General features: G+C 67.7%; 15 protein-coding genes. 10 read left to right on the top strand and 5 right to left on the bottom strand.

Annotation, left to right across the window (positions count from 1 at the left end):
* Nucleotides 1–33 precede the first annotated feature (33 nt).
* Both J2X42_RS21515 and proC read left to right on the top strand, forming a co-directional pair.
* Nucleotides 34–1,050: a Ppx/GppA phosphatase family protein gene (locus J2X42_RS21515; protein ID WP_310167998.1), complete on the top strand. Its 1,017-nt coding sequence runs from the start codon at nucleotides 34–36 to the stop codon at nucleotides 1,048–1,050.
* 288 nt (nucleotides 1,051–1,338) lie between these two features.
* Entirely contained in the window at nucleotides 1,339–2,172 is an 834-nt protein-coding gene (gene proC / locus J2X42_RS21510) for a pyrroline-5-carboxylate reductase (protein ID WP_310167997.1), read from the top strand.
* Between the two features lie 7 nt (nucleotides 2,173–2,179).
* Here proC and J2X42_RS21505 read toward each other — a convergent pair whose 3' ends face one another.
* Both J2X42_RS21505 and J2X42_RS21500 read right to left on the bottom strand, forming a co-directional pair.
* Nucleotides 2,180–2,866 (bottom strand): TrkA family potassium uptake protein, encoded by a 687-nt coding sequence (locus J2X42_RS21505; protein WP_310167996.1) that lies wholly within the window; start codon nucleotides 2,864–2,866, stop codon nucleotides 2,180–2,182.
* Complete coding sequence (locus tag J2X42_RS21500; RefSeq protein WP_310167995.1) at nucleotides 2,859–4,292, bottom strand: potassium transporter TrkG; 1,434 nt, start codon at nucleotides 4,290–4,292, stop codon at nucleotides 2,859–2,861. The genes J2X42_RS21505 and J2X42_RS21500 overlap by 8 nt, the downstream gene beginning before the upstream one ends.
* Nucleotides 4,293–4,397: 105 nt before the next feature.
* Between J2X42_RS21500 and J2X42_RS21495 the strand changes: the two genes are divergently transcribed.
* Complete coding sequence (locus tag J2X42_RS21495) at nucleotides 4,398–5,609, top strand: acetoin utilization protein AcuC (RefSeq protein ID WP_310167994.1); 1,212 nt, start codon at nucleotides 4,398–4,400, stop codon at nucleotides 5,607–5,609.
* A 17-nt stretch (nucleotides 5,610–5,626) separates the two neighbouring features.
* Here the strand turns inward: J2X42_RS21495 and J2X42_RS21490 are convergent, their stop codons facing one another.
* Entirely contained in the window at nucleotides 5,627–6,130 is a 504-nt protein-coding gene (locus tag J2X42_RS21490; protein ID WP_310168061.1) for a hypothetical protein, read from the bottom strand.
* A gap of 154 nt (nucleotides 6,131–6,284) precedes the next feature.
* On the opposite strand from J2X42_RS21490, the gene J2X42_RS21485 reads away from it, so the two are divergent.
* Entirely contained in the window at nucleotides 6,285–6,827 is a 543-nt protein-coding gene (locus J2X42_RS21485) for a metalloregulator ArsR/SmtB family transcription factor (protein WP_310167993.1), read from the top strand.
* A 71-nt stretch (nucleotides 6,828–6,898) separates the two neighbouring features.
* Here the strand turns inward: J2X42_RS21485 and J2X42_RS21480 are convergent, their stop codons facing one another.
* Nucleotides 6,899–8,239, bottom strand: a complete 1,341-nt coding sequence (locus J2X42_RS21480; protein WP_310167992.1) for an alpha-hydroxy acid oxidase — start codon at nucleotides 8,237–8,239, stop codon at nucleotides 6,899–6,901.
* A gap of 115 nt (nucleotides 8,240–8,354) precedes the next feature.
* Here J2X42_RS21480 and J2X42_RS21475 point away from each other — a divergent pair, with 115 nt between their 5' ends.
* The gene (locus J2X42_RS21475) at nucleotides 8,355–9,044 is read left to right on the top strand and encodes an FCD domain-containing protein (RefSeq protein WP_310167991.1); all 690 of its coding nucleotides are present in this window, start codon (nucleotides 8,355–8,357) and stop codon (nucleotides 9,042–9,044) included.
* A gap of 7 nt (nucleotides 9,045–9,051) precedes the next feature.
* Here J2X42_RS21475 and J2X42_RS21470 read toward each other — a convergent pair whose 3' ends face one another.
* Entirely contained in the window at nucleotides 9,052–10,086 is a 1,035-nt protein-coding gene (locus J2X42_RS21470; RefSeq protein WP_310167990.1) for a LacI family DNA-binding transcriptional regulator, read from the bottom strand.
* 344 nt (nucleotides 10,087–10,430) lie between these two features.
* Between J2X42_RS21470 and J2X42_RS21465 the strand changes: the two genes are divergently transcribed.
* The 5 genes from J2X42_RS21465 (at nucleotide 10,431) to J2X42_RS21445 (ending at nucleotide 16,410) form a co-directional block, all read left to right on the top strand.
* A complete protein-coding gene (locus tag J2X42_RS21465) occupies nucleotides 10,431–11,879 on the top strand; it encodes a Gfo/Idh/MocA family oxidoreductase (RefSeq protein WP_310167989.1) in 1,449 nt (482 codons plus the stop codon).
* 31 nt (nucleotides 11,880–11,910) lie between these two features.
* Nucleotides 11,911–12,879 (top strand): NAD(P)-dependent oxidoreductase, encoded by a 969-nt coding sequence (locus J2X42_RS21460; protein ID WP_310167988.1) that lies wholly within the window; start codon nucleotides 11,911–11,913, stop codon nucleotides 12,877–12,879.
* A complete protein-coding gene (locus tag J2X42_RS21455) occupies nucleotides 12,876–13,781 on the top strand; it encodes a 5-dehydro-4-deoxyglucarate dehydratase (protein WP_310167986.1) in 906 nt (301 codons plus the stop codon). Before J2X42_RS21460 ends, J2X42_RS21455 begins: the two co-directional genes overlap by 4 nt.
* Nucleotides 13,781–14,890: a mandelate racemase/muconate lactonizing enzyme family protein gene (locus tag J2X42_RS21450; protein WP_310167985.1), complete on the top strand. Its 1,110-nt coding sequence runs from the start codon at nucleotides 13,781–13,783 to the stop codon at nucleotides 14,888–14,890. Before J2X42_RS21455 ends, J2X42_RS21450 begins: the two co-directional genes overlap by 1 nt.
* Before the next feature lie 68 nt (nucleotides 14,891–14,958).
* Nucleotides 14,959–16,410 carry an aldehyde dehydrogenase (NADP(+)) gene (locus J2X42_RS21445; RefSeq protein WP_310167984.1) on the top strand — a complete coding sequence of 484 codons (1,452 nt, stop codon included), beginning with the start codon at nucleotides 14,959–14,961 and terminating at the stop codon, nucleotides 16,408–16,410.
* The last annotated feature ends 397 nt before the right edge of the window (nucleotides 16,411–16,807 follow it).

The raw sequence follows: 16,807 nt of genomic DNA, 5'->3' as shown, positions 1-16,807 counted from the left end.
GACCGACAAGCGGCGCGGGTGAATAATGGCAGGATGCGGCTAGGCGTCCTCGATATCGGGTCCAATACTGTCCACCTCCTCCTGGTCGACGCCCATCCCGGCGCGCGCCCTGTGCCCTTTGCTTCCCATAAGCGGCCGCTCTCGCTGGTCCAGTACCTGGACGCGGACGGCAACATCTCCGATGCCGGGCAGCATGAGCTCACGGACTTTGTCCTGGAGGCCTGGGAGTTCGCGGCCAAGCACAAGGCCGAGGACCTCCTGGCATTCTGTACGTCGGCCATCCGTGAAGCCACCAACGGCCCCGAGGTGCTGGCCCGGGTCAAGCACGAGACCACGGTGACCCTCGAGGAGCTGACGGGCAGCGAGGAGGCGTCCATGACGTTCTTCGCGGTCCGCCGCTGGTACGGCTGGGGAGCAGGACCCATCCTGAACCTGGATATCGGCGGCGGCTCCTTTGAAATGGCGTTCGGCCAGGATGAACTTCCGGAGATGGCCACGTCCGTGCCCTTGGGTGCCAGCAGGCTCACGCGGGACTGGCTGGCGGAAGACCCGCCGTCGGCCAAGAGCGTGAAGGAGCTGCGGCGCTACATCCGCGCCACCCTCAAGCCTGCGGTCCGGCAGTTCGACGGCCTGGGGCGCGCCAACCTCGTCGCTGGAACCTCCAAGACCTTCCGGTCGCTGGCCAGGATCGCCGGCGCCGCTCCCAGCATTGCCGGCCCCTACGTCAAACGTGAGCTCAACGGGACGGACCTCGGTGTCTGGGCGCAGCGTATTTCGGCCATGAAAACCGAGGACAGGCTGCACCTGCCCGGCGTCTCCGAAGCACGCGCCAACCAGCTGCTTGCCGGTGCACTCGTGGCGGAGGCATCCCTGGAACTGTTCAAATTCAAGAAGATCAGGATCTGCCCGTGGGCCCTTCGCGAGGGCCTGATCCTGCGCCGGCTGGACCAGCTGGTCTTCGCCGGCCCGCTGGACCCGGCGCCGCACGTCGGCGCGCCCCACCTCGCTGCGCCTCATCTCGCCGAGACACAGCCGGCGGCCGCACCGTAGCCTGGGGCCGCAGCCGGCGGCTGCCGGCGCTTAACGCGAAAGCACCGGCACCCGCAGCAGGAAAATGGGGGAAAACCTGCTGCGGACCACCGGTGCCTCGGGCAAACATCCCCATGCTTGCCGCATCACTCGCACCCTCAATGAGGTAATAACTACGTTAGGACCCGAACTTGTGAGCGACCTGCGTCGAACATGGGAGTCCGCTGTGAATCGCTGCGGGCGAGTTCCGCCGTCGTCCGTTCACTGGCTGTTTGGGCAGCCGCGCGTTCGAACTGCCATGATGGATCCATGAGCAACCGAATCGCCTTCCTTGGCTGTGGATCCATGAACGAAGCCATCCTGGGTGGCCTGATCGACGGCGGCACCGACCCCGCCGACATCGTGGCCACCGTCCGGCGGGCAGAGCGCGCGGCCGAACTGGCGTCGCGCCACCACGGGATCACGGCCATCGCCGGCGAAGAGGAACCGGACAACAACAAGCAGGCGGCGAAGGGCTCCGCCGTCGTCATCCTGGGCGTCAAACCGGTGGGCATCGCCGACCTCGCGAAGGAGATCAGCGGCTCACTGTCGCCGACGACCATCGTTGTGAGCGTTGCGGCGGCGGTGTCGATCGCGCAGCTGGAAGCGGCCCTGCCGGCCGGCCAGCCGGTCATCCGGACCATGCCCAACACCCCTGCCAAACTGGGCCGCGGCGTCGTGTCCGTCTCCCCGGGCACCAACTGCTCACCAGAACAGCTCCAGCTGGCCAAGGACATCCTCAAGGCGGCCGGAACAGTGGTGGAGGTGCCCGAGGACCAGGTGGACGCGCTCTCGGCCATCAGCGGCTCCGGGCCGGCCTATGCGTTTTATCTTGCGGAGGCCATGGCAGCCGCGGGCGTGGAGCTGGGCCTTGACCCCGAACTGTCCCTGCTCCTGGCCCGGGAGACCGTGGCAGGGGCTGGCTTTATGCTCGCAGAGCCCGGTGCCGATCCCTCAGCCCTGCGCAAGGCCGTCACCAGCCCCAACGGCACCACGGAACGCGCCATTGCCACGTTTGATGACCGGGGCATTCCCGGAATCATCGCCGCCGGTGCCCGGGCCGCCGCGGACCGTGCCGCGGAGATCACCAAACAGCTCAGCTAGTTAGGGATTACGGCCGCGCGGCGAACCGTTCCAGCAGGTCCACGTGGCCGGACACGATCAGCATGTCGCGCGCGGAAACCTTGGTCTCCGGCCGGGCATACGTGAAGTCCTCGCCCGGTGACTTCACGCCCACAATCGTGACCCCGTACTTGGACCGGACCTTGGACTCGTCCAGCGTGAAGCCCACCGTTTCGCGCGGCGGGTACATCTTCACAATGGCGAAGTCGTCGTCGAACTCGATGAAGTCGAGCATGCGCCCGGAGACCAGGTGCGCGGCGCGGACGCCGGCGTCGGCCTCGGGGTAGATCACGTGGTTGGCGCCGATCCGGGTGAGGATCTTGCCGTGCGACGGCGTGATCGCCTTCACCCACAGATGCTCGATGCCCAGGTCCACCAGGTTCACCGTGATCAGTACCGAGGATTCAATGGATGTGCCCACGCCCACAACGGCGGAGCTGAACTCCTGCGCGCCCAACTGGCGCAGCGCATCGATGTTGGTGGCGTCGGCTTCCACCACGTGCGTCAAGAGCGGAGCCCACTTCTGGACCAGGGAGCGGTCGCGTTCGATCGCGAGCACTTCGCGGCCCTGCTTGACCAGCTGCTCGGCGGTGGAGGAGCCGAACCGGCCCAGCCCGATCACCAGGACCGGCGCGTTGTGGGCGGGCCGGTTGGGCGCGCCTGAGGAATTAGCCAATGATGGGCCTCTCTTCCGGGTAGTGGTACAGCTGGCTGCGCTGGCGCAGGGCCAGGCCAGCTGCAAGCGTAACGGTGCCCACGCGGCCCGCGAACATCAGGGCAGTGAGGACATAAACGCCCGACGGCGGCAGCTCGGCACTGAGGTTGGTGCTCAGCCCCACGGTGGCGAAGGCTGAAATGGTTTCGAAGAGCACACGGTCCAGGGACGCGCCGCTGATCTGCAGGAGCAGGAACGCGGAGACGGAGACCAAGGTTGCGCCGGCCACGATCACGGAGATGGCCACGCGCATGGTGCCCTGCGGGATGGTCCGGCCGTAGACCTTGACGTCCGCGTCGCCGCGGGCCTCGGCCACGATGGCAAGGAACATGACGGCGATGGTGGTGACCTTGATGCCGCCGGCTGTGGAGGCCGAGCCGCCGCCGGCGAACATCAGGGCGTCGGTCAGCAGCATGGTGGTGGATTCCATGTGGTTCTGGTCCACGAGGTTGAATCCGCCGGACCGGGTCATGACTGAGGCGAACAGTGAGTGGGTGATCTTGTCACCCAGGTCCATGTGCCCGATGGTCCGGGCGTTGTCCCACTCCATCAGTCCCCACAGCACGGTCCCGGCCGCCAGCAGGATGAACGACACCTGGATGGTCAGCTTGGTGTGCAGGTTCCATTTCTTCCAGTTCAGCCCGTTCTGCTGCAGCACCATCACCACCGGGAAGCCCAGGCTGCCCAGGAAGACGCCGAGCATCAGCGGAATGAGGATCCACAGGTCAGTCTCGTAGGGCACGATGCCGTCCGAGTGCGGCGTGAAACCGGCGTTGTTGAAGGACGAAATCGAGTAGAAGATGCCGTGCCATACCGACTGCCAGAACGGTTCGCCGAGGGTCATAAAGCGGGGGATCAGCGTCAGGGCAAGGACGCCCTCGATCACCACGGAGGTGGTGATGACGATCCGCAGCAGCGTACCCACCTCGCCCAGGCGGCCGGCGTTGTTCATGGCTTCCTGGGCGATCAGCTTGCCGCGCACCCCCAGCTTCTTGCTCACCATCAGGGCCAGCAGCGAGGCGAGCGTCAGGGTTCCCAGGCCGCCCACGAAGATGCCCACCAGGATGACCAGCTGGCCGAAGAAGGACCAGTGCACCGCCGTCGACACAACCGTCAGGCCCGTGACGCACACTGCGGACACCGCGGTGAACAGCGCCTGGTGCAGCGGCGTTGCCGCGCCCGTGGCCGACGAGACCGGAAGTGACAGGAGGAACGTGAAGACGAGGCAGACGGCGGCGAACGCGCTCAGGGCCAGACGGGCAGGGGAGGTGTTGGCGATGTCGTCAATGAAGTCCCGCAGCCTGGTGAAGATCCACAGGCCTTCGCGCTCCGGTGCGGCGGGGTGCCAGCTGGCCGGGTTCCGGGGCCTCGACTGGCGTTGCGTCATGGGGTGGCTTTTCCTCGGTTGAAACTGTTTCCTTCAGTAGTAAACCACTAATGCGCGCGTAATGGCCGGGCCGGGCGGGCGGCGTGCTCGGGTAGCCTGTGATTGATGACATTCCTGCCCGGTCTCAGCCAGCCCGCGCCGCCAACGACGGTGGTGTGGAATTCCGCCATGACCGCGTACAACTTCGGCCCCGGCCACCCCATGGCTCCCGAACGGATGGACCTGACGGCCCGCCTCGCGCGCAGCCTTGGCCTGCTGGACCTCCCGCATGTAGCGGTGGAAGCTCCGGACGTGGCATCCGATGCCGAACTTGAGACTGTGCATTCGCCGGACTTCGTTGCAGCGGTCCGCAGGGTCAGCGAGGACCCGGCCACACCTGACGAATCCAGGGGACTGGGCACCGAGGACGATCCCGCCTTCGCCGGCATGCACGAGGCCGCCGCGCGCCTGGCCGGCGGTTCGCTCCTTGCGGCTGTTGCCATCCTGGACGGGTCCGCGCTGCACGCGGTGAACTTCGGCGGCGGCATGCACCACGCGGCCCGCGACCGGGCCAGCGGCTTCTGCATCTACAACGACTCGGCCCTGGCCATCCAAAGACTGCTCGACGGCGGCATCCGGCGCGTGGCGTACATCGACGTCGACGCGCACCACGGCGACGGGACGGAAAGCATCTTCTGGGACGACCCCCGCGTCCTCACCATCTCCCTGCACGAAAGCGGGCTGACCCTGTTCCCGGGAACCGGCTTCGCGAACGAGATCGGCGGCCCGCAGGCGGAGGGGAGTGCCGTCAACGTGGCGCTGCCCTCCGGCACGGGGGATGCCGGCTGGCTGCGGGCGTTCCATGCCGTGGTCCCGCAGCTGATCGGTGCGTTCGCGCCCGAGGTGATCGTGAGCCAGCACGGCTGCGATTCACACCGCACGGATCCGCTGACGCACCTGAACCTCAGCGTGGACGGCCAGCGCGAGGCGGCCACCGCCGTCGGGAACCTCGCCGCGCGCCACTGCGCCAACCGCTGGATCGCCACCGGGGGCGGCGGGTACAACGTGATGGACGTGGTGCCGCGGTCCTGGAGCCACCTGATCGCCATCGCCGCCGGCCGCCCGGTACCGCTGCGGACCCCGGTGCCGGAGGACTGGCGCGCGTACGTTGACGAGAAATTCGGCGCAGCAACGCCCGGGCTGATGGGCGATGACGTGGAGCTCTGGTGGCGGTCCTGGGAAGTGGGCTTCGACCCCAACGACGCCGTGGACCGCACGGTCATGGCCACCCGCAAGGCCGTTTTCCCGCTGCACGGCCTGGACCCCTGGTTCGACTGAAATGCCACCGCTGCCGGTCAGGTGGTGGGCTTCTCCGTCTGGAACACCACCCCGGCCGCACCGATTAGCCAGCCCAGCAGCGATAGGGCGAACGCCCCGATCAGGTCCGTGGACGCCGTTCCCTTGACCAGCCACAGCAGCAGCACCAGCAGCCCCACCGCGAGGTAGACCACCACGGCCGCGACGATCCGTCCGGACAGCCTTGCGGTAACTTCGGACGGATTGAATGCCACGGCGGCGCCTGGCGCACCGGATCCCTGGGGCCGCCGGGCCTCCTTGTCGCGCTCGTCGCGGCGGACCTCGGCGATGGTGAACCCCAGTGCAGAGGCGGTGAGTGAACTGAGTGATGTGGCCAGCACCCCGGCGGCTGTGACCAGTGCTCCGTTCAGGGGCGGCGCCAGGGTCCGTCCGTCAGGCACCCAGAATCCGACGCGCAGCAGCACGGAGCCCCAGACCGCCACAAAGAGGCCCAGGAAGACGAACGCGATGATGTTGAACAGTTGCTGGCGCAGGAAATCCATAACCACCCACCCCTCACCTCTGAGCGGCCACCGCCGGACAGCCCGGGCAACCGTGAAACCGTTCTAGCACCGCACGGGACGAGGGGCAATGGCGTTCGGATACGGGCCGAAATAGTTGATGCCTTTCGGCGTATATGTCGCTAGGGTGGGAGGCATGGTGACAGACGACGTATTTGCCGTCATTGCGGAAGCAACCCGGCGCGACATCCTCGTATCCTTGCGTGCCGGGGACAAGGCCGTAGGGGAGCTGGTGGAGGAACTGGACGCGAGCCAGCCCACCATTTCCAAGCACCTCAAAGTCCTGCGTGAGGCGCAGCTGGTCAGCATGCGCGCGCAGGGCCAGAAGCGCTACTACGCGCTCAACCCCAAGCCGCTCGAAGGGATCGTCAGCTGGCTGGAAACGTTCGACATCGGCCCGGCAGCCGCCGCAAAGGCAGCCGGGGCTCCCGGCGCGGAAGCCGGCAGCGAACGCGCCGCCGCTACCCCGGTGCCGGACGACGCAGCCGTTGCCGCCGTCCTGGCCCGCGAGGACGCCGAGCTGAGTCCGGCCGTCGTGATTCCCGGCGGCACCGCGGCCCCGCTCAGCGACGACACCGTGCCGCAGCAGATCGGCCGGACCGTTGGCCGCGCAGCAACCAAGGCCGCCGATCTTCTGGCCAACCTCCCGAACCTCCCGAAGTTCGGCCGCAAGAAGTAGCCCCGTTAAACCCAACCAGGCACCGCTAAGGGTCCATAACGACTGTTAGCAGTACCTGGTTGGGGTGGGTGCTACTTGTTGAGCAGGCGCACGTGGTCCGGGGTCAGCTCGGAGATCTTGCTGACGCCCAGCAGTGCCATGGTGCGGGCCATGTCCTTCTCCAGGATCTGGATGGCGCGGTCCACGCCGGCGCGGCCGCCGGCCATGAGGCCGTACAGGTACGCGCGGCCGATCAGCGTGAAGTCGGCGCCGAGGGCCAGGGCTGCGACGATGTCCGCGCCGCTCATGATGCCGGTGTCCAGGATGATTGCTGCGTCCGAGTTGTCCTTGGTGAAGGCTTCCTTGACGTCGGGCAGCAGGTGGAACGGGATGGGTGCGCGGTCCAGCTGGCGGCCGCCGTGGTTGGAGAGCACCACACCGTCGGCGCCGTGGTCCACCACCTTGCGGGCGTCCTCAACGGTCTGGATGCCCTTGACCACCAGCTTGCCCTTCCAGGTTTCGCGCAGCCAGTCGAGGTCCTCGAACGTGAGGGTGGGGTCGAACATCGAGTTGATCAGGTCGGCCACAGTGCCCGTGTAGCGGGACAGCGAGGCGAAGGTCAGCGGCTCGTGGGTGAGGAAGTTGAACCACCAGGCGGGGCGGTAGGACGCATCCAGGACGGTCTTGATGGTCAGTGCCGGCGGGATGGTCATGCCGTTGCGGACGTCGCGGAGGCGGGCGCCGGCGACGGCGGTGTCCACGGTGACCATCAGGGTGTCGTTGCCGGCTTTGGCGGCGCGCTCGATCAGTTCCAGCGAGCGGTCGCGGTCCGTCCACAGGTACAGCTGGAACCAGTTGCGGCCGTTCGGGGCGGCGGCGGCCACGTCCTCGATGGAGGCGGTGCCCATGGTGGAGAGCGTGTAGGGGATGCCGGCGGCTTCGGCCGCCTGCGAGCCGGCGTACTCTCCTTCGGACTGCATCATGCGGGTGAAGCCAGTGGGGGCGATGCCCACGGGCAGCCGGGAGGACTTGCCCAGGATGTCGGTGGTCAGGTCGATCTGGGAGACGTTGCGCAGGATCCCGGGCCGGAATTCGATGTCCAGGAAGGCTTCGCGGGCGCGGCGCAGGGTGATTTCGGCTTCGGCGGCGCCGTCGGTGTAGTCGAAGGGTGCCTGCGGGGTGCGGCGCTTGGCGATGTCGCGCAGTTCCCAGATGGTGCTGGCGCGCTTGAGCCGGGCTTCCTTGCTGAACTCGGGCTTCTTGAACTGCATCAGCGGGGCGAGGTCCGCGTACTTCGGGATGCGGCGCTTCAGCGCAGCCGGCACAGCCGACGCAGCGGCGGGACGCGGCGCGGACGCGGCGGAGGCCGGAACATCCGTGGCGTCCTGAGCCGGCGTGGTCTCGGGATTGTTCGGCTGGATCGTGTGGGTCATGGCTTCCTCCGTTGGTGGGCCGGACAGCTTTTCGACACGGAAACTACGGGTCCGCGCCTGTGGTCTAACCACACTCTAGGGCATGTGGTCCAACCACATCAAGTAGGATGGCGGTATGCGTACCCACCAGCTTGTCCTGCACTGGATCGAGGGCCAGCTCTCCGAAGGCAAGCTGGCAGTTGGCGGACGGCTGCCCGCCGAACGGACCCTTGCCGAGCAGCTGCAGGTCTCCCGTACATCGGTGCGCGAGGCGATCCGCATCCTGGAGGCCATGGGCGTTGTCCGTGCCGGCGTCGGCTCCGGCCCTGAGGCGGGAACCGTGGTGATTTCAGATCCGACGGCGGCGCTCGGCTCGGCGCTGCGGCTCCACGTGGCCACCCAGCACCTCCCGGTGTCCGACATCGTCCAGACCCGTGTCCTGCTGGAATCCTGGGCGGCGTCGCATGCCCGGCCCGATTCGCCGGAGCTCACCGGGGCCGCCCGGCTCCTGGCGGAAATGGACGCCGACGGGATAGCGGTGGATGATTTCCTCGCGCTGGACGTCCGCTTCCACCTTGCCCTGGCCGACGCCGCAGGCAATGCCGTGGTCAGCGCCATGATGGGCTCCCTGCGCGAATCCATCACCGGCTACGCGTCCCGGCTGACCGCCAACCTCCCGGACTGGGATGCGACTGCGGTGCGGCTAAGGTCGGAGCACCACGAAATCCTGGACGCCATCAGGAACGACGACGGCGAACGCGCAGCCAGGCTCGTCGCCTCGCACATCGAGGGCTACTACCGCGAGGCCGGCGTGCGGCACCCCTAGATGCGTGTCAGCCGTGCGCGGCGGTGCGTGGCGCCTTGGCCGGCCCGCTGCTGGCCCGGATCTCCAGGCGCGGCTGGTAGCGGCTGCCCGGGGCGTCATTCTCTTCCTTGCGGATGAGGGCGCGCATCTGGCGCCAGGCCTGCTGGCCAAGCTCGGTGATGGGCACGGCGGCAGTGGTGAGCGTGGGAGTGGTGTAGCGGGCGAACGGAATATCGTCGAAGCCCGTGACGGAGATGTCGCCGGGAACGTCCACCCCCCGCTCGTGGAGCCCGCTCATCAGGCCCATGGCCACGAGGTCGTTGAACGCGAGGATGCCCGTGGCGCCGCTGTCCAGCACGGCGTCCACTGCTTCGTGCCCGGTATCGAAGTCCGAGCCGCCTTCGAGCATCAGGACCTCCACGTGCGGGTGCCCGGCCTTGAAGGCCTCCAGGCCCTGGAGCCTGAGCCCGTTGGAAGCGCTGCGGGGCGGGCCGGCGAGGAATGCCAGGCGCGTATGGCCCAGGTCCACCAGGTGCCCGGCGAGGTCCTGGACGCCCTGCCCGTAGTCCACCACGAGGCTCGGAACGTCGGCCGCGGTGGTGGTCCTGTTGATCAGCACCAGCGGATGCAGGGAGGGCACAATCTCTTCCAGTTCGGCATCGCTCATGCGGGGCGCGCAGAGGACCAGGCCGTCGCACCGGCGGCGGGCCTCACCCGCCAGGATCGCTTCCTCGCTGGAGACCTCGAAGGAATCGGCGATCAGCACCCGGTAGCCGTCCTGCGCCGCCGCCCGGCTCAATCCGCGCAGGATGGCCTGGAAGGTGGGGTTGGCCAGGTCCGGGACCACAATGCCGATAGTGTCCGTCTTGCCCAGCGCGAGGCTGCGGCCCACCGGGTTGGGCTGGTACTTCAGTTCCGCTGCCGCTGCGCGGACGCGCGCGGCGATCTCCGGATCCACGGTGAAGTTTCCGTTCATCACCCGCGAAACCGTGGCATGCGAAACCCCGGCCTTGACGGCAACATCCGCGATGCCGATCCTGCCGGTTGCCGATCTCCTGACCATGGTCTGCCTTTCGTAGGTCCCTCGGGCCATTCTGCCGCCAGAGGGCTGGCGATGATTCCGGCAGATGGCGGTGTCGTGAGAAAAAGCATATAACGCCCCCGGAAAGCGATTTCTATGGCCGGCAGGGCAATCCGCTGCCGCCGAAGGGACGGCATTGCGGGCACCAACTTAGAAAACGCTTTCTCATTAGAAGGATAATGGTTGACGCGGGCTGCATGCTCTTGGTACAAATCATATAACGCTTCTGAGAAAACGCTTTCTCGGTGATGTTCCGAAAACTACGCAATGCACCACCACGAACGGCCGCCCTCCGGCCGAGTATTGAGCCTTCGAAAGGGACCCTCATGGTCAACACAGCCGAATCGAGTTCTGCTACCGCCGCCTTCACGTCCGCTCCGCTGCCCGGCACCGCAGCCGCCCCGGAGCCGGGCAAGGGCACCAAGGCACGCATCGCACTGATCGGCACCGGCGGCCGCTCCGAGATGTACATCCGCGCCATCTTCGGCAAGCACGCGGACACCGCGGAACTGGTGGCCTTCTCCGACGTCAACCCCGGCCGCGTGGAGTTCTACCAGAAGCTCATCCAGGAACTCGGGGCCCCGGGCCCCGTCGCCTCGTTCGACCCGGCAGGCCTCACCGCCTTCATCCAGGGCAACAACATTGACCGCGTTGTGGTGACCACGCCGGACTACACCCACGCTGACTACATCGTCGAGGCACTCGAGGCGGGCGCCGACGTCGTTGTTGAAAAGCCCCTCACCATCGACGCCGAAGGCTGCCGCCGCATCACCAAGGCCGTGGAAGAGACCGGCCGGAACGTCGTGGTCACCTTCAACTACCGCTACTCACCGCGCAACAGCGCCCTGAAGGAAATCATCCAGAGCGGCGTGATCGGCAAGGTCACCTCCATCGACTTCAGCTGGGTCCTGGACACCGTCCACGGTGCCGACTACTTCCGCCGCTGGCACCGCGAAAAGAAGAACTCCGGCGGCCTGCTGATCCACAAGGCATCCCACCACTTCGACCTGGTCAACTGGTGGATCAACGATGTCCCCGAGCGTGTCTTCGCCTCCGGCGGCCTGAAGTTCTACGGCGACAAGAACGCCGCCGAGCGCGGCCTCGGCCCCCGTCCGGAACGCGGAACGCCCGACGCCGGTACTCCGGCACGTGCCGAAAAGGACCCCTTTGCGCTGGACCTCCGTGACGATGAGCGCCTCAAGGCCCTCTTCCTGGACAACGAGCACTACGACGGCTACCGCCGCGACCAGGACGTCTTCACCGGCGGCATCACCATCGAGGACAACCTGGCACTCGTGGTGGAGTACCAGGGCGGCCCGCGCCTGAGCTACTCCCTGAACGCACACAGCCCGTGGGAAGGCTACCGCGTGTCGGTCAACGGCACCGAAGGCCGGGCCGAGCTGGAAGTGGTGGAACGCGCCGCGGTCCTGAGCAGCACCGACAAGAAGACCGTGGTTGACCCCAGCGCCACGCCGATCGAAGAGGAAGACGCCATCCGGCGCAACGGCGAACGCCTCGTGGTCCAGCGCCACTGGGAGCCCGCCTACGAGGTGCCGATCGTCAACGGCGAAGGCGGGCACGGCGGCGGCGACGAGCTCCTTCTCTCCGACCTCTTCAACGGTCCCGGCGAGGACCCGCTGGGCCGGCCGTCCGGCTACCTCGACGGCCTGCGTTCCGTGTCCGTGGGCATTGCCGGCAACCGCTCGCTGGAATCTTCCCTGCCCGTCCGCATCGAGGACCTGGACCTCGGCGCCGATCTTCGCCGCGGCGCATAGCCCGCGGCCCTGAAAACCTAAAGGACCAATCATGAGCAGGATCTTTGTCACCGGCGGCTCCGGCCGGCTGGGGCGCAGCGTGGTGGCCGGGCTCGCCCAGGCGGGCCACGAGGTCATCTCCGTGGACCGCGACGCCATCCCGGCGGACCAGCTGCCGGCCGGCGTCGTGCAGGAAACCGGCGACCTGCTGGCCCCGGGAGAGGCCTTGCGCCTCCTCCGCGAAACCCAGCCCGACGCCGTCATCCACCTCGCCGCGATCGCCGTGCCCTTCAGTGCCCCCGAAGAGATTATCTTCGGCACCAACACCCGCCTGGCGTTCGCTGTCATCAGCGCCGCCACGGAACTGGGCATCGGCAAGATTGTCACGGCCAGCAGCCCCACCGCACTGGGTTACGGCTGCCCCGCCGGATGGCTGCCGGACAGTTTCCCGCTGGATGAGCGCACCACGCCGAAGCCGTGGAATGCCTACGCGCTGTCCAAGCTGATCGCCGAACAGACCGTGGAGATGTTCGCCGCAGCGCAGGGGGAGAAGATCCGCTACGCCGCCTTCCGGCCCTGCTACGTCATCTCGCCGGAGGAATGGGAAGGCGCGCCAACCCAGCAGGGCCACACCGTGGCCGAACGCCTGGCCGACCCTGCCCTGTCAGCCCCGGCGCTGTTCAACTACGTGGACGCCCGTGACGTGGCCGAGTTCCTGGACGTGCTCCTGCAGAAGATGGACTCCATCCCCAACGGGGAAACCTTCTTCGTCGGAGCCGCGGACGCCCTGGCCACGGCACCGTTGGCCGAACTGATGCCGCGCTTCCTGCCCGGCAGCGACGCCCTGGCCGCCGGACTGACCGGCACCAGCCCGGCCTTCTCCATCGCCAAGGCCCGCGAACTGCTGGGCTGGGAGCCCAAGCGCAGCTGGCGGACCGAACTGAAAACCAACACCAACCTCAACGACGAGACATCCGCCGCACTGGTCACAGCCGGAGCCGGATCCAAGGAGACACTATGAAATTCGACGGCGTACTGTTTTTCCCCGTCACCCCGTTTACGCCGGAAGGCGCCGTGGATGTGGAGCTCCTCAAGGAGCACATTGATTCGCGGCTTCCGTTCGGGCCCGGCGGCGTGTTCCCCGCCTGCGGCACCGGCGAGTTCCACGCCCTGAGCATCGATGAGGTGCGCACCGTGGTGACCGCCGCCGTCGAGGTTGTGGCAGGCAAGGTTCCCGTGGTGGCCGGAGCCGGCGGACCGCTGGGCCACGCCCTGGCGGCCGCCCGGGTTGCCGAGGAAGCCGGTGCCGACGCACTCCTCGTCCTGCCGCCGTACCTGGTCACCGGACCCACTGACGGACTGGTGGCCTACATTGAGGCAATTGCGGACGCCAGCAGCCTCCCCGTGATCGTCTACCACCGCGGCAACGCCAAGTTCACCGCCGCTTCCATGGCACGGCTCGCCGCCAACCCCAAGGTGATCGGCTTCAAGGACGGACTCGGCGACGTCGGCCTGGCCCAGGAGATCGTCTCCGCCGTCCGCGCCACCGGACGCGAGGACTTCGCCTTCTTCAACGGCCTGCTGACCGCCGAACTGACCCAGGGCGCCTACCGCGGACTGGGCATCCCGCTCTACTCCTCGGCGGCATTCGCCATGGCACCGGAGATCGCCAAGGCGTACTACGACGCCTACATGTCCGGGGACGAGGAGCGCCGCAACGCCCTGCTGGAGGGCTTCTACGCTCCGCTGGTGCGGCTCCGGGACCAGACCCCCGGCTTCGGCGTCTCGCTGATCAAGGCCGGCCTGCGGCTCGGCGGACTGGCTGTTGGGGGCGTCCGCCCGCCGCTGGTGGACCCAACCGAGGACCAGCTGGTCCAGCTGAAGTCCATCCTGGCCAAGGGCTACGAGCTGGCCGGCCGCTGATGAGTGCGCCCGCCGTCGAAGCCGTCCGGACCGCGCCGCGCATCACCGGACTCACCACCCGACTCCTGACTGTGCCGCTGCGGCGCAGCTGGGGAGCGGACGCGCCGGAAAACCATGTGATCGTCACGGAGATCCAGACGGACGACGGCGGCGCGGGGCACGGTTTTTCGTGGACGCCCACCATCGGCCCGCAGGCCGTCAAGGCCCTCCTCGACCACGACATCGCACCGTTCGTTACGGGGCTGCCCGCCCATCCCGAGACGGTGTGGGATGCGTTGTGGAAGCGGCTGCATGAAGCCGGCGGCGGGGGACTGACCACCATCGCCATGGCCGGCGTCGACCTCGCCCTCTGGGACCTCCAGGCCCGCCGCGCGCAGACGTCCGTCACCGGGTTGCTGGGCCAGCGGCAGGAGTCCGCGGAGGTGTACGGTTCCGGCGTGAACCTGCACTACACGCTGGAGGAGCTGGTGGCCCAGACCGAACGCTGGGTCGCCGCCGGGCACACGTCAGTCAAGATCAAGGTGGGCAAGCCCGACATCCGCGAGGACGCCGCGCGCGTGGCGGCCGTCCGGTCCGTGCTCGGCCCGGACCGCAAGCTGATGATCGACGCCAACCAGCGCTGGGACCTGCCCACCACTTTCAAGGCCTTGGACGTCCTGGCGGAATACGGGCTGGAATGGCTCGAAGAGCCCATCCGCGCCGACGACCTCTGGGCCTACCGCAGGCTCCGGAAGCATTCACCCGTGCCCATCGCCCTGGGCGAAAACCTGCACACCATCTACCGCTTCCGCGACTTCATTGAGGCGGAGGCGGTGGACATCATCCAGCCCAACATCATCCGGGTCGGCGGCATCACGCCGTTCCGGCGGATTGTGGAGCTGGCGCGGACCAACAGCATCCGCGTGATGCCGCACCTGCTGCCGGAGCTGTCCGGGCAGCTGGCCCTCACGCTGGCGGAACCCACTCTGGTGGAGGACGTGGAGGACGCGTCCTTCGGGCAGCTGGGCATCCTGGCCGGGCCGTCACCGGTCCGCTTCAGCAACAGCCGCCTGACCCTCACGGACCAGCCGGGACTTGGCTTCCGCTTCACGGACGCACCCTCATCCTGATGGATCCAGCCTGATGCAGATCCTATGACCGCAGATACGACACCTCCCGACGAAATACAGGTACTCCAGTGACTACTGCAACCCTTTCACTTTCCGAGCTCACGGCGGCGGCCACCCGTGCCGCCTCCATCGCGGCCGCCGCGTCCGACGCCGAGCGCGCAGGCTGGCTTAACGCCGTCGCCGACGCCCTGGACGCCAATGTGGCCGAACTGGTGGAGATCGCCGATTCGGAGACCAGCCTCGGCAGCGTCCGGCTGACCGGCGAGGTGGCCCGCACGTCCGGGCAGCTGCGGCTGTTCGCCCGCGTCATCACCGAAGGCTCCTACCTTGAAGCCGTCATCGACCACGCTGACCCGTCCGCCACGCCGCCCAAGCCGGACCTGCGCCGTATCCTTCGCCCGATCGGTCCGGTAGCCGTCTTCTCCGCCTCCAACTTCCCGTTCGCATTCTCGGTGGCCGGCGGCGACACCGCGTCCGCCCTGGCGGTTGGCTCGTCCGTCATCGTCAAGGCCCACTCGGGCCACCTGAAATTGTCCGAACGGACGGCCGAGGTGGTCACCGAAGCCCTGCGGGCCGCAGGAGCCCCCGAAGGCCTGTTTGCCCTGGTGAGCGGCCGCGAGGTGGGAACTGCCCTCGTGCAGGATCCCGCCATCAAGGCCGTGGGCTTCACCGGATCCATCCCCGGCGGCCGGGCACTGTTTGACCTCGCGGTTTCCCGTCCGGACCCCATCCCGTTCTACGGCGAGCTCGGCAGCCTGAACCCGGTGGTCATCACCGCGGCCGCCCTGGCCGAGCGTTCCGGCCAGCTCGCGGCGGGCCTCGCAGCCTCGTTCACCATGGGAGCCGGCCAGTTCTGCACCAAGCCCGGCCTGGTCTTCATCCCGGCAGGCACCAATTTCGCCGCCGAGCTGGCGGAAGCCAGCAAGGACAAGCCGACGGCGGCCATGCTCACAAGCCGGATTTCCGACGCCTACCCCGACGGCCTGCGGAGCGTGGCTTCGCTGCCCGACGTGACCATCGTCAGCGGCACCGCGGACCAGGATGCCACCCGCGACGGCGCCGCACCCGTGGTGTTCTCCACCTCTGCCGCAAACGTCCTGGAACGCCCGGACGAATTGCTGGAGGAGTGCTTCGGCCCCACCACACTGCTGATCGAATACACGGACCAGGAAGAACTCTCAGCCGTCCTGGCCAATGTTCCCGGCAGCCTGACCGCCACCGTCCACGCCCAGCCGGGCGAGGACGTCGCGGAGCTTGTGGAGCAGCTGTCAGGCCTGGCCGGCAGGGTCCTCTTCGACGGCTGGCCCACGGGCGTGGCAGTGAACTGGGCCCAGCAGCACGGCGGCCCGTACCCGGCCACCACGTCCCTGTTCACCTCGGTAGGGGCGACGGCGGTCCGCCGCTTCCAGCGTCCCGTCGCCTACCAGGATGCCCCGGAAGCCGTGCTGCACCCGGCACTGCGCGAAAGCAACCCGCTGGGCATCCCGCGCCGCGTGGACGGCGAGCTCGTCCTCCCCTAGAAACGCTCTCACTTAATGCCGCTTTAACCGAAACGCTCTATCACTTTCTTTAGGAGAGTGATAGAGCGTTTCGGTTTAAGCGGCAGGACGACCACGGGGCAGGGCCCGGCCGGCGTCACGCAGGGCACGCTTTTGGGGAGCGGACGACGGCGGCGGCCCGGTTTCCCGGGGGAGGGGCGCCTGCGGTGGGCCGAAAGGCTGCCCCGCGTGACGCCGTCGTACCTCCTGCCGACGCTCCCTCACACGCCGCCCCGCAGTGGGGGTGACGTGTGAGAGAGCGTTTGGCGTTTTGCTGCAGGATCTGAGAGTGTCCCTATGTTGTTCGTCAAGGGGTTTGGGGTGTTTTGGGGTGGTAGAGGCTGCCATCGCGGAGCATGGCGAAGAGGGTGTCGCAGCG

Source organism: Arthrobacter sp. BE255, assembly GCF_031457335.1.
Lineage (GTDB): Bacteria > Actinomycetota > Actinomycetes > Actinomycetales > Micrococcaceae > Arthrobacter.
This window is presented reverse-complemented; position numbering and strand designations above follow the sequence as displayed.